This window comes from Pedobacter nototheniae (genome assembly GCF_004335085.1).
Classification (GTDB): domain Bacteria; phylum Bacteroidota; class Bacteroidia; order Sphingobacteriales; family Sphingobacteriaceae; genus Pedobacter; species Pedobacter nototheniae.
The window spans coordinates 19,079-32,915 of record NZ_RQRS01000009.1 but is presented as its reverse complement, the minus strand read 5'-3'; the positions used below and the strand labels follow the sequence as shown (position 1 = coordinate 32,915).

Sequence of the window (13,837 nt, the reverse complement as noted above, 5' to 3'; positions counted from 1 at the left end):
AATGAAAACTCTCCCTTTTGTTTTAGTTATTATTAAGACGGTGGCTTTTTTAAAAGGTTACAAGTTTTTTTAAAAAATATAAAAAGCCAAATCATCATAAAAAGTAAAAGCCCGACTAACTATATACAGTTAGCCGGGCTTTTACCCTAAATAAATTTGAAATTATTTTACACCCAGTACATCTACACCTTGCTCAAACACAACATCAACCGGAATATTTTTCTTAGTTAAGCGATCTAAATCAGTTTGTAATTCTGCAGGAACCATAGCCATTGTTTTTTGAGTTTTTTCAACAGCAGCTTTGTCGCCATTTCCTTGTAGAGTGATTATAAAGGCACTTAAATCATTCATTGCGGTAGCAAACTTATCAAAGTTTACTTTATATGTCCCTTTGGCGGTACGTTCAAAAGCACCTTTTTCTTTAAAATAATTAAAGCATTGCATATTGGCTTTACCATGCGCCTCTGATACGCCAAAGCGTACCGAACGAAGTATGCCAGCCATAAATGTGGTATAATAATCCTTAATATCACCAGTTAACTCACCTTTTTTAAGTAAGCCAGTTACCATATATAAGCCTAAAATATCTGCTTTACCTTCTTCAAGCCAGCTAAATTGCTCTTTTAAGGCCTCACGAACAAAGCCTTTTCCAGTAACGGTTTTTTTAATACCTAAGCCATGAGCTACTTCATGAAACATTACATTGGCAAAAAATGCATCAAATTTAATGTACTGTTGTTGGTCGGCATCAATTAATTCTTTAGCAATAGGTACAAGAATCTTATCAAACTTGGCTTTCATTGCATTTTTAAGCTGAGAACGACGAGTACCTTTTTCCTGCTGAATCTTTTCATCATTAGGTAAGTTTACGGCAATAGTTTTAGAACCCGCATTGCAATCTCCGGCATAATAAACAACATCGTAGGCATTTAATTCAGAATCTGTACCTGGTGTTTCTGTTTTATATTTTGCAGCAACAGGTAATCCTTTTTGTAAATCAGGAAGCATTTTAACATATTTTGCCAAACGTTTGCTCCACTCTTTATCTTTAATTAAAACATAAGCCTCATAACTGGTGCGGGCATTAAACAGTTTATCTTCATAGTTTTCTATTGGGCCAATAATAATATCCAATCCATTGGTTTTCATGTCCAACCAAGCATAATCACTTGCAGTAAAATTATCGGTTACCAAGGCATCAGCCCTAAGGTTTAAGTATTTTTTTAATCCAGCATCTTCTGTAATTAATGCGGCTTGTTTTAGCAAAGAAGAAGCTTTTTGTAATTCAGATGCAAAAAGAATATGGTAAGGAACCGTGCTTAATTTGCCTGTGCTATCTTTTTTAACAACAGAATAAGCACCAAATTTATCCGCCAAATCAGATTTTTCAATCGCCTCCTTGCTCATTCCATATGGATAAAAAGAAGCACCCTCTGGCTTAACACCAACACCTGTAACAAAGGGTTTATCATTGTTTAATCTATCCCATGGGCCATAATTAATGTTTACAAAATCGCGGGTTTTTTCATCCTTAATGGTCGCAAGTAAACTATCGCGTTGCGGATAAGCCTGTTTCCAATAAAGTTCGTCCATAATTTCTGCAGCCTGAATCAATAAAGGCAACATTTTACGGTCGTTAACACTTAATTGGTTAATGTTGGTGGTTAATTTAACCCTTTCGTAAATGGGTAAACGATGCGCTACATAATCAACCAAACTATCTCTTTGTTCAGTTCCACCTTTATTATCCGTAGATTTTGTATTGCTTGTGCAGGCCGAAAAAAGACTCGCAGAGATGGCTAATGCCGATAAAATTATGGTTGGTTTGTATAAATTTTTCATTCTTAAAATATATCGCCGCTAAATTAGTAAAATTTGAAAGCTTTGTATAAAGTTTGATGGAAAGGATGAAGTTTAGCCTAACTTTGTAAATCATTTTTTAATATTGCGACTATGGCAACTATAATTTCATCAAAACTTCTGTCTTATTTTTCAATCGGTAGCATTGCATTACTTTCGGCCTGTACCACAAGTAAATATGCAGCATCAGAAAAGGTTTATAAAGAAAAAACTAAAGATTTTGCTAAAATTATTACTGCAACTCCACCCGTTGGGCAGTTGTACGATTCGTTAATGGCGAGCAACCAGCAATGGATAGGTTCCGTTAATTTTGGAATCCGTAAGCCCAATTTTGTAATTATTCATCATACTGCTCAAGATAGTTTAGCGCAAACCATAAAAACCTTTACCATTGCCAGAACCGGTACCAGTGCCCATTATGTGGTAGGGCGTGATGGTAAAGTGGTACAAATGGTTAATGATTATTTAAGAGCAAACCATGCAGGCATTAGCAAATGGGGAAAAGATACCGATTTAAATTCTTCATCTATAGGGATAGAAATGGATAATAATGGTACAACCGATATTTGGACGGATGCACAAATTAACAGCCTTCTTAAACTTTTAGCTACACTAAAAAAGAAATACAATATTCCTACAGCTAACTTTATTGGCCATGCAGATATTGCGCCAAAACGTAAACCAGATCCTAATAATTTTCCTTGGAAAAAACTTGCCGATAAAGGTTTTGGATATTGGTATGATGATGTATTGAAAAATCCACCAGCTGATTTTGATACCACAAATGCCCTTAAACTTATTGGTTATGATACTAGCGATTTGGGTGCAGCTATTACTGCCTTTAAACGCCACTTTATACAGAGTGATTTAACGCCAAAACTTACGCCAGTTGATATTTTAGTATTGTATAATGTTTATACAAAGTATTAAAAACAATCCAACGCTACCGCAAGCGTTTCGCATGTGGCAATCAGGTAGGCAACAAACAAAGGTAGTAGTAACATGCCATAATAGATTTAAAGCAATGAGCCATAATTACAGGTGCCTGAACTGGTAAAAGGTTATAATTTAATTAGCATGCGGCTACAAGCAAGACGCTTGCGGTAGCATAGAGACTGCAATTGCCAGTTAATGCTGTCCGTTCATTTCCAAATCAAACACATTAATTATTTGTAAAGCAAAGCCTGTGGTTCTTTTGAAACATGATTCCTGTTTTCCGCTATATCCCGATAGAAAAATCGGGGATGCCGCTACACCCAGGTTTAAAAACTTAGGTTAAACGCAGATTAAGGTTATATAACCCCAACATTGGCGTTGTATAACCCTTAATTATACCCTCCAGATATATGTCGCGGGGTTCCTAACTGATAATTATACGTTCAGGATACCAACGATAGGGTTGTATAACCCAAAAATATACGCTTATAACCCCAAAATTGGGGTTATGGACCCCGAATTATACGTTCCGAACCTTAGCGTTATGCTTGTGTAACCCCAAATTATATATCCAGAACCCCAACCGAGTAGTAAATTAACTCAACCGAGTAGTAAATTAAAAGAAGTGATATGTATTTAACAGCTTCGGATTAGTTTAATAAATCAAATTATACCTATACAACCTCAAATTAATGGTTAAACACCCATAATTATATATCTGCAACCTTAGCACAAGGGTTTTTCGAAAAGTAGCTCCAAAAAAGAGCAAAAAAATAGCCACGGAATCACGAAATTAACACGAAATATTTTCCGTGGTTTCAGTGTTTCCGTGGCATATGCCTTAAAGAAATGCCCTTAATTAGGTTTCTTAAAAGTATCTTTCAGGGTAACCGTTCTGTTAAATACCAATTTATCAGCAGTAGATTCTTTATCTAAGCAGAAATAACCTTTACGGATAAACTGATAACGGCCATCTAAATCTGCATCAGCCAGGGCCGGCTCTATATAAGCGTTCGGTAAAACCGTTAAACTTTCAGGATTTAAATAATCTTTAAAATCTCCTTCTTCAGCGTCAGGCGTTTCAGAAGTAAACAAGCGATCATATAAACGGATTTCAGCAGTTTTTGCATGTGCAGCACTCACCCAATGGATAGTACCTTTAACATTTAAACCACTATTATCATTTCCACTTTTCGAATCAGGGAAATAAGTACAACGAATTTCGGTTACATTGCCATTCTCGTCTTTTATAAAATCTTCGCACTTAACAATATAAGCAAACTTTAAACGTACCATTGCACCTGGAGCCAAACGGAACCATTTTTTTGCAGGAACTTCCATGAAATCCTCACGCTCAATCCATAATTCATTGCTGAAAGGAATTACGCGGGTGCCACCACCATCTTCTGCTTCCGGGTTGTTTTCGCCAATTAAATCTTCACTTTGTCCTTCCGGATAGTTTGTAATAACCAGTTTAATAGGATCTAAAACTGCCATTACACGGCTAGCCGTTTTATTTAAATCCTCGCGAATACAAAATTCAAGTAAGCTTAATTCAATTAAGTTTTCACGTTTCGCAATACCAATACGCTCGCAAAATTCGCGAATACTCTTTGGTGTAAAACCACGTCTGCGTAAACCAGAAATTGTAGGCATGCGTGGATCATCCCATCCATTTACTAGGTTTTCGTTTACCAGTTGAAGCAGCTTGCGCTTACTCATTACTGTTGAAGTAAGGTTTAAACGGGCAAACTCATACTGTTTTGACGGGAAAATCTCCAGTTTCTCTATAAACCAATCATACAATTCGCGGTGCGAAACATATTCCAAAGTACAAATAGAATGCGTAATATTTTCTATACTATCGCTCTGCCCGTGCGCAAAATCATACATTGGATAAATGCACCATTTATTGCCTGTACGGTGATGTTCTGCATGTTTAATACGATAAATAATAGGATCACGCATTAGCATGTTCGGGCTTTCCATATCAATTTTAGCCCTTAAAATATATGCACCGTCACCAAATTCACCATTTTTCATTCTGGTAAAAAGGTCAAGGTTTTCTTCAATACTGCGGCTGCGGTAAGGACTATCTTTTCCTGGCTCGGTTGGTGTACCTTTTAAAGCTGCAATTTCATCAGCACTGCTCTCGTCAACATAAGCTAAGCCTTTCTCAATCAGTTTTACGGCAAAAGCATATAATTCATCAAAATAATTTGATGCATATAATTCGTTTTTCCAGCTAAATCCAAGCCATTTTATATCTTCCTGCTGACTGTTAACGTATTCAGTTTTTTCAGTTACCGGGTTGGTATCATCAAAGCGTAAGTTAGTATAACCGCCATATTTTTGTGTTAAACCAAAGTTTAAGCATATAGCTTTAGCGTGGCCGATGTGTAAATAACCGTTAGGCTCAGGCGGGAAACGCGTAACCAATGTTTTATACTTACCACTATTTAAGTCGTTCTCAACAATCTCTTCTATAAAGTTCAATGACTTTTCTTCACTCATAAAAACCTGTAAATTAAGGATGCAAAGTTAAAAAGATTGAGCGTATTTCTTCTTGTTTTAGTTAATGATTAATTTCAGAATCAAAATATATACATTTACACTAACTTAATATTCAATATGAGCAAAATATTAAACCGCCCAATACGCGTTTTGGTAGCAAAAGTTGGTCTTGATGGTCATGATCGTGGTGCTAAAGTAATCGCTACTTCCCTTAGGGATGCTGGTATGGAAGTAATTTATACCGGATTAAGGCAAACGCCAGAAATGGTGGTAAATACGGCCTTGCAGGAAGATGTAGATGCAATTGGAATTTCAATACTATCTGGTGCGCATATGACCGTTTTTCCTAAAATTATTCACTTTATGAAAGAAAAGAAGCTGGACGACGTTCTTTTAACAGGCGGTGGAATTATACCCGAGGCAGATAGAGTTAAACTTGCAGATCTTGGAGTGGGAGAACTATTTCCTCCGGGAACAACAATGGCGAGTATTGTAGAGTACATACAAAATTGGGTTACTGAGCATAGAAATTTTTAATTATGGCATATCAGAATTTATTATCAGAAATTAAAGAAGGCATTTTATACATCACCATAAACCGTGAAAAAGCATTAAATGCACTCAATAGAGAAACCTTAGCTGAGCTTGCAGAAGCGATTACTTTTGCCGGTAAAACAGATAAGGTAAGAGGTGTAATTTTAACCGGTGCAGGAGAAAAAGCTTTCGTAGCTGGTGCCGATATTAAAGAGTTTTCTGATTATACGGGGCAACAAGGTGAAGAATTAGCCCAACGGGGACAAAACGCAGTATTTAATGCAATAGAAAATTCTCCAAAACCATTTATTGCAGCCATAAATGGTTTTGCACTGGGCGGTGGATTAGAATTAGCAATGGCCTGCCATATGCGTATCGCATCTGATAATGCTAAGCTTGGCTTGCCTGAGGTAACTTTAGGCTTAATACCAGGTTACGGCGGCACCCAACGGTTAACTCAATTGGTAGGAAAAGGAAAGGCAATAGAAATGATTACCACTGCAAACATGATTACCGCTATAGACGCGGAAAAAATTGGCTTGGTAAATTATGTTGTACCTCAAGCAGATTTAATTGGTAAAGCAGAAGAAATTTTAAACGTTATAAAACAAAGAGCACCACTTGCTGTTGCTGCTGCAATAAAATCTATAATTTCATCTGTAAATGGAAACGATGGCTATCAAATAGAAATTTCAGAGTTTGGTAAATGTTTTGAGACAGAAGATTTTAAAGAAGGTGTTACTGCCTTTGTAGAGAAAAGAAAGGCGGTTTTTACAGGAAATTGAATTTTTGTCTGATTAGTTCGATTTTTTGTGTAGAGAAAATTTCCCACTACCATTTTTTTTAAGTAATTATGTGCAGTCAAATCTAAAAGCTAACTTTTGGCCTATATAGAGTAATTTATATAACTAAAGCCTTTTTAGATTATAAAAGAAGGTCTCCTCCTAATGAAAAAAAAGATACTGATAATAGATGATGAGGTAAATATTGGACTTTTACTTTCAAAATTTTTAGCGAGAAATGGATTTGAAGTTTCCAATGCAATAACAGGTAGTTCTGCGTTGGAGATTTTAACAAAAGAAACATTCGATCTGGTTCTTTGCGACTATCGATTAGACGATACTGATGGCAAGGAAATTCTTATAAAAATTAAGGATAACTACCCAACAACAGGTGTAATTATTATAACTGGTTATTCGGATATTAAATTAGCGGTAGAGCTAATTAAGCTTGGTGCCTATGATTATATTACCAAGCCACTATATCCTGACGAGATACTGAATACCATTAACAAGGCGCTTGAAACACAAAGAGCACTTAATGAAACCAAAAGTTCTAGTCAAACAAATAATAATAGCGATCCCGAATACATAAACAATACCGAATATATTGATGGTAAAAGTGAAGTATCAGCAAACTTATTAAAGCAAATTCAATTAATTGCCCCCACATCCTATAGTATTATTTTAACTGGAAAAAGCGGAACTGGTAAAGAGGCTGTAGCCAAAACCATCCACTTAAATAGTTTAAGAAAAGATAAGCCTTTTGTTGCTATGGATTGTGGATCCTTAACAAAAGAACTTGCAGGAAGTGAATTTTTTGGTCATGAAAAAGGCTCATTTACAGGTGCATTGTATACTAAAATAGGTCACTTTGAACAAGCAAATGGTGGCACATTATTTTTAGATGAAATTGGAAATCTGTCTTATGAAATCCAGGCAACACTGTTGAGAACTGTACAAGAGCGTAAGGTTAAACGTATAGGTAGTACAAAAGAAATCGATCTTGATGTGCGTATTATCGTGGCAACGAACGAAAATTTGGCAGAGAATATCCTCAAAGGAACTTTTAGAGAAGATTTATACCACCGCTTTAATGAATTTTCTATTCATTTGCCATCGTTAAAAAAACGCGGAAACGATATTCTTATTTTTGCGGATAAATTTCTCGCTATAGCAAATCAGGAATTAAATAAAAACATTAAAGGTTTTTCTGAAGGTGTAAAAAATTGTTTTTTAAACTATAGCTGGCCAGGTAACGTTAGAGAGCTTAAAAATGTAATACGGCGTGTTGCACTATTAACAGATACAAACATCATTCAGGTTGATGTATTGCCGCTCGAGTTGGCTAATAATGCTAAGTTTTATGAGGCCGACAAAAAACTTGTTCAAACAAAAGTTAAATCTGCTGATAAACCTAAAGATTTAAAGAATGCCGCCCAAGAAGCAGAATATGATACTATTTTGAGTGTGCTTAAGGAAGTTAACTTCAATAAAACGAAAGCCGCTAAAATTTTAAAAATCGATAGAAAAACACTCTACAATAAAATTAAAGGGATTAAAATAGAAGACATAGAATAAATAGCCTTGAATAAAACAAAATTACCTGTTTTAGCATTTTAAAGAATACCAAATCATCCCAAATTAATTATGTCGGTATTCTCTTATAAGCAGCGCAATAATATAAACCTAGTTATTATAATAGCACTTGGAATATTAATTGCATATTCTTTGCAAAGTATATTCAGTGCAATATTGAGTACACTTGTACTTTACACCATAATGCGCCCTGCTTACATCTATCTTGCAGAAAAAAAGAACTGGAATAGAAGACTTGCAGCCATAACATTAATTGCTATTAGTGTAGTGGTTATAATTCTTCCATTTTATGGCTTAAGCAGCATGGTAATTAGTAAAATTTCTGAATTAAGAAACAACGAAGTTTTTTTTAAAAATATTCTGATTAAACTTCAGCATTTAATTCCGTTTAAAATTAATCAAGATCTTATTCAGGAAGGATTAAATAGATTGGGAAACTGGGCTACCCAGCTTTTTCCATCTTTAATATCTAGTGCAGTAAATATTATTTTGAGTTTATTGGTGATGTATTTTTTACTCTACTTTATGCTTATTGAGCGTAAAAAGTTTGAAAGATCATTAATAAAGTATGCACCGTTAAGAGAGCAGAATGCTTTACGTTTTGGAGATGAAATGCGCAATACCACTTATGCAAACGTACTTGGGCAGGGGCTTATTTGTTTGGTGCAAGGCTCATTAGTCAGCCTGTCATTTTATGTGCTAGGATATGAAGATGCCGTATTTTGGGGCGTAGTTACTACATTTATATCTTTTGTGCCAGTTTTGGGCCCACCGGTGGTATTTGTGCCAGCTGCCATTTTGCAAATTGCTAACGGACATAATTTCGAAGGTTGGGCAATGCTCATTTTTGGTTTTGTGGTGATTATTAATATCGATAACGTACTAAGATTTATAATTGCGAAAAAAGTTGGTAACATTCATCCCATAATAACTGTAATTGGCGTAATTATTGGTATACCATTGTTTGGTATATTAGGACTAGTTTTTGGTCCTCTGTTACTATCTTATTTTATATTGCTCGTTAAAATTTATGAAACCAGTACGCTGGCATCAGAAAGATTAGAAAGAATTAAAACAAATAATGAGCTAAATGAGTTATAAATTATAGCTTAACAATAAAATAATATAGTAATAAGTATATTGTACATGAATTGTTAACCCTTAAAATACATTATTATGAATGATAACTCAAAAGTTGTAGTTGCTCTTTTAGCTGGTTTAGCAGCCGGTGCTGCTCTAGGTATCTTATTTGCGCCAGATAAAGGTGAAGAAACACGCGATAAATTAAGCCAATCATTAAAAGATCTAGGAGATTCTATTAAAGATAAAGCAGCTGATGAAATCAATAACCTATCTAACTTAAAAGATAAGGTAGTTAGCTCAATAAAAACTAAATTGAGAAGTGTTGAAGAAGAATATAGCGATGATGTAGAGCACGCTTAATCTATAAAATATAAACCGGGTATAACTGCCCGGTTTAAATACATCTAAACTATGCAAGAAAATAAAGAGAAAGGTATTGAAGATCTGGTAGAAGATGCCAAAGGCTATGTAGAGGCAAGAATTGAGTATACAAGACTGTATCTTGTAGAAAAAGCTTCGAAAGTATTTGCAGACTTGGTTACAAGCACGGCAGTTATTGTGTGTTTTATCCTTGCATTTTTATTTGGTTCTGTAACGCTAGCCTTATACCTATCGTCGGTTTTACACAGTTATGCCGGTGGTTTTGGTTGTGTATCTTTAATTTATATTGCACTGGCTATAATCGTTTATCTTACTAAGGATAAATATATTGAGAAAGCCATTATCAATGTAGCCATCAGAAAGTACTTCGATAAATTGGCTGATAAAGAGGAGGATGAAGATGAGAAGTTATAAAACCATCAGAAATCTGGAAGATCTTCAGGCAAAGAAACTTGAACTTAAAGTAGAATATACTTTAAAGCAAAGCATGCTAAAATCGGATGGCAAAGCTTTTATTAATAGATTTACTTTAGGTTCTCTTATAAAAAAATACGCTACCCCAAGTAATCTATTTAAGGTTGATGACAAATTTAACATCAGCGGAACAATAATGTCATTATTGCTGCCGATGTTTATGAATAAGACGATTTTTAGGGGCTCAGGCCTTTTAACAAAAGCCGCTGTTGGTCTTGTATCAGGTAAACTTGGAAAATCATTAGATGCTGAACATTTATCAGCCATCTTTAATTCAGTTAAAGGTTGGTTTGGCAAGAAAAAGAAAGACAAGAAGTTTATTGATTACGGCATTCCGCCAGATAGTGAAACTTATTAAATTGAAAAGCCCTAGCATTATGTTAGGGCTTTTTTGTTTCCTCTTGAAATATAATGTCACAGTTGTGTGTGTAATTTGTTACGAAAAAACGGCTAATATTTTATTTGAATAGCTTGGGCCCCAATTTAGATTCTTACCATTTATCTATCAATGAGATATAGGTTAATTAGTGGTATAATGATTCTATAATCATACGTTTCTTGTGTCATTTGAAAGACATAATATTTTTCTCAAATGTTAAATTTCGTTAATAAAATTAATGGACAGCCTATATTTATTCTTTAATTAATAAAACATTAATCTACTAACTTAAATTTCAATGAAAAAACTTCTACAAAGTTTGTTCATTCTGATGTTTATTGCTTTTACCGCAATGGCGCAGGACAGGACAATCACAGGTACGGTTACTTCACAGGATGACAAACTGCCAATCCCTGGTGTAAATGTAAAAGTAAAAGGCACGCAAATCGGTACTAGTACTGATGGGAACGGTAAATTTACTATCAGTGTACCCTCTTCTTCTTCTATTTTAGAATTCTCTTACATTGGTTATGCACAGCAAACTAAAGCCGTAATGGGTGCTGGTGTAATTAATGTAGTATTAGTTTCTGATGCCAAAGCTTTAAATGAAGTTGTGGTAACTGGTTATACGGTTCAAAACAAAAAAGATGCTACAAGTGCTATCTCTAAAGTTTCTGCGGAACAATTTAAAGATACTCCGGTTGCCGATCCAAACGAACTTTTAAAAGGTCGTGTAACAGGTGTTGTTGTAACAACAGGTTCTGGTCAACCAGGTGCTGTTCAGTCAGTTCGTATTCGTGGTATAAACTCTATCTCATCTGGTAACAGTCCATTATATGTAATTGATGGAGTTGTTGTTGCTAGAGGTGACTTTAACCAAGGTACTCAGGTTACTGCAACTGATATCTTAACAAATTTAAACCCTAATGATATAGAAAGTTTAGATGTATTAAAAGATGCATCGGCAATTGCTTTATATGGTGCACGTGGTGCAAACGGGGTAATTGTAATTACAACAAAAAAAGGTAAAACAGGAGCTCCTGAAATTAATGTAAGAGCTCAATATGGAAAAACTAAAGCAAACTTTGGTGATTTTAAATTAATGAATGCTGATCAGTTTCTAAAATACGAAACTACTGGATTACTTAATGCAGGCGTGGCAGCAGCTGATATTCCTGATTACTTAACTGCTGCTGGTGGCAATAGTGATTTTAACTGGATGGACGCGGCTTTCAGAACAGGGACTTCGTCAAATTTTGATGTTTCTGCACGTGGTGGAAATGATATTACTAAGTATTACTTTTCTAGTGGTATCGCCAAACTTGACGGAACATTAATTGGATCAGGTTTAAAAAAATATTCTTTACTTTCTAACATCGATTCAAAGGTAAGTGATAGATTAACTGTAGGCTTAAACTTAAACTTAACATATTCTGATGGTTTAACATCTGCTGATGGTAGTCGTTATGGTAGCCCAATTTTAGGTTATATTGCCACCGCTCCTATCCAATCGCCTTACAAGGCTGATGGTTCGTTATATACAGGTAGAGAATCTGGCTGGTATGGTTTAACAGGTGATAACTTTTTATACAATACTCAGTATAACTTCAATAGCAATAAAAATTTCAGGACTTTAGGTCGTTTATATGGAGATTTAAAAATCTTTGATTGGTTAAAACTATCAGAAAACTTGTCAGTGGATTGGATTAGTGCTAAGCAAAAAGTTTACCAAGATGCACGTACTTCGGATGGTTTAGGACAGAACGGTTCTCTATTTGATTCGGCAAACGAAAACAAATTATATACTACTCAAACATCATTATCTGGTAGCTACGCACCTTCTTCGGATCATTCATTAACTTATTTAGCAATGCTTGAGTATTCTTTCAAAGAAAATGCAGGTATTAATGCTAACGGAAAATCAATTATCGCAAACGATCGTTTCAGATCTTTAAATGCTGCTATTTTACCAGTTAGTGTGGGTGGTACTTCTTCAACACAAGCAATTCTATCTTACATTGGTAACGCTACTTACTCTTACAAATCTAAATATAACTTGAATGTAAGTTTACGCCGTGATGAAGCTTCTAACTTTAAAAACAATAAAGCAGAAACTTTTTACGCTGTAGGTGGTGCATGGAGAATTATCAGTGAAGACTTTATGAAAGATCAAAAGATTTTTTCTAATGCTAAACTTCGTGCGAGTTATGGTACTTCAGGAAATTTAAATGGATTACTTGATTTTGTGTCTTATACTTTGTGGAGTCCTGTTAATTATAATGATAACCCAGGTTTAGTTCCAACACAATTAGGTAATGATGACTTACGTTGGGAAAAAACTAGCAGTTTTGACTTAGGTTTAGAACTAGGATTTTTAAACAACAGAATTACTGTAGAAGCTGATTATTATAGCAAAAAAACAAACCAACAGTTATTTTCTTTACCAATATCTTCAACTAGTGGATTTACAACAATGCCTGTTAACATAGGTCAGGTTCAAAATAAAGGTTTTGAATTTGGGTTGAACACAATTAATTTAGATGGAGAGGTAAAATGGAAAACTAATTTCAACGTTTCATTTAGCAAAAACAAAGTTAACGAAACTAAAGACGGTCAGGATTTAGTAAGTGGTTTGAACATTACAAGAGTTGGTTTGCCTGTTGGTTCATGGTATATGAGAGAGTGGGCTGGTGTTGATCCTGCAAATGGAGATCCACTTTGGTATAAAGCAGATGGTACTACTACAAATAATTATAACTTAGCTGAACGTAGAATTATTGGCCAGGCTTTACCAAAATATACTTTCGGTTTAACCAACGAAATTAGCTATAAACAATTTGACTTATCATTCTTGTTTTACGGAGCTACTGGTAATAAAATTTATAACCAAACACGTAGCTACGTAGAAAATACTGCTTATATTAACAGTGGATTTAATCACTCTGTACAAGCAGGCGAAGATTTCTGGCAAAAGCCAGGCGATGTCGTTTCTAGACCAAAACCAATCGCTGGAGGAAATAAAAATGAATCATCTGCTTCTTCAAGATACCTTGAAAAAGGAGATTATTTACGTTTGAAAAATGTTAAACTTTCATATTCACTGCCAACAAGTATTTTAGGTAAAACTGGAATTAAGAAAGTAACATTCTTTGGTCAAGGAGATAACTTATTAACTTGGACTGGTTACACTGGTATAGATCCTGAAGTTGATGCAACAGGATCAGAGTTCTTTAAATATCCAGTAGGAAAAATCTATACTTTCGGTATAAATGCAACATTTTAAGGCCCTATAAATAAG

At 34.9% G+C, this 13,837-nt stretch carries 11 protein-coding genes; 9 read left to right on the top strand and 2 right to left on the bottom strand.

What is annotated here, in order from left to right; translation table 11 throughout:
* Positions 1-162 precede the first annotated feature (162 nt).
* Positions 163-1,842, bottom strand: a complete 1,680-nt coding sequence (locus tag EHC72_RS09555) for a dipeptidyl-peptidase 3 family protein (RefSeq protein ID WP_131537461.1) — start codon at positions 1,840-1,842, stop codon at positions 163-165.
* A gap of 111 nt (positions 1,843-1,953) precedes the next feature.
* On the opposite strand from EHC72_RS09555, the gene EHC72_RS09550 reads away from it, so the two are divergent.
* Positions 1,954-2,790, top strand: a complete 837-nt coding sequence (locus EHC72_RS09550) for an N-acetylmuramoyl-L-alanine amidase (protein ID WP_131537460.1) — start codon at positions 1,954-1,956, stop codon at positions 2,788-2,790.
* Positions 2,791-3,651: 861 nt separating this feature from the next.
* Here the strand turns inward: EHC72_RS09550 and EHC72_RS09545 are convergent.
* Complete coding sequence (locus tag EHC72_RS09545) at positions 3,652-5,310, bottom strand: glutamine--tRNA ligase/YqeY domain fusion protein (RefSeq protein ID WP_131537459.1); 1,659 nt, start codon at positions 5,308-5,310, stop codon at positions 3,652-3,654.
* 117 nt (positions 5,311-5,427) lie between these two features.
* Between EHC72_RS09545 and EHC72_RS09540 the strand changes: the two genes are divergently transcribed.
* The 8 genes from EHC72_RS09540 to EHC72_RS09505 all read left to right on the top strand — a co-directional run bounded on the left by EHC72_RS09540 (position 5,428) and on the right by EHC72_RS09505 (position 13,822).
* Positions 5,428-5,847, top strand: coding sequence for a cobalamin B12-binding domain-containing protein (locus EHC72_RS09540; RefSeq protein ID WP_131537458.1), 420 nt, complete (start codon positions 5,428-5,430; stop codon positions 5,845-5,847).
* Between the two features lie 2 nt (positions 5,848-5,849).
* Positions 5,850-6,629, top strand: a complete 780-nt coding sequence (locus EHC72_RS09535) for an enoyl-CoA hydratase/isomerase family protein (RefSeq protein WP_131537457.1) — start codon at positions 5,850-5,852, stop codon at positions 6,627-6,629.
* A 162-nt stretch (positions 6,630-6,791) separates the two neighbouring features.
* Positions 6,792-8,204, top strand: a complete 1,413-nt coding sequence (locus EHC72_RS09530; protein ID WP_131537456.1) for a sigma-54-dependent transcriptional regulator — start codon at positions 6,792-6,794, stop codon at positions 8,202-8,204.
* A 69-nt stretch (positions 8,205-8,273) separates the two neighbouring features.
* Positions 8,274-9,323, top strand: coding sequence for an AI-2E family transporter (locus tag EHC72_RS09525; protein WP_131537455.1), 1,050 nt, complete (start codon positions 8,274-8,276; stop codon positions 9,321-9,323).
* A 75-nt stretch (positions 9,324-9,398) separates the two neighbouring features.
* Positions 9,399-9,665, top strand: coding sequence for a YtxH domain-containing protein (locus tag EHC72_RS09520; RefSeq protein ID WP_131537454.1), 267 nt, complete (start codon positions 9,399-9,401; stop codon positions 9,663-9,665).
* Between the two features lie 51 nt (positions 9,666-9,716).
* Positions 9,717-10,100, top strand: coding sequence for a phage holin family protein (locus tag EHC72_RS09515; RefSeq protein ID WP_131537453.1), 384 nt, complete (start codon positions 9,717-9,719; stop codon positions 10,098-10,100).
* The gene (locus EHC72_RS09510) at positions 10,087-10,518 is read left to right on the top strand and encodes a hypothetical protein (protein ID WP_131537452.1); all 432 of its coding nucleotides are present in this window, start codon (positions 10,087-10,089) and stop codon (positions 10,516-10,518) included. The genes EHC72_RS09515 and EHC72_RS09510 overlap by 14 nt, the downstream gene beginning before the upstream one ends.
* Before the next feature lie 319 nt (positions 10,519-10,837).
* Complete coding sequence (locus tag EHC72_RS09505) at positions 10,838-13,822, top strand: SusC/RagA family TonB-linked outer membrane protein (protein WP_131537451.1); 2,985 nt, start codon at positions 10,838-10,840, stop codon at positions 13,820-13,822.
* The last annotated feature ends 15 nt before the right edge of the window (positions 13,823-13,837 follow it).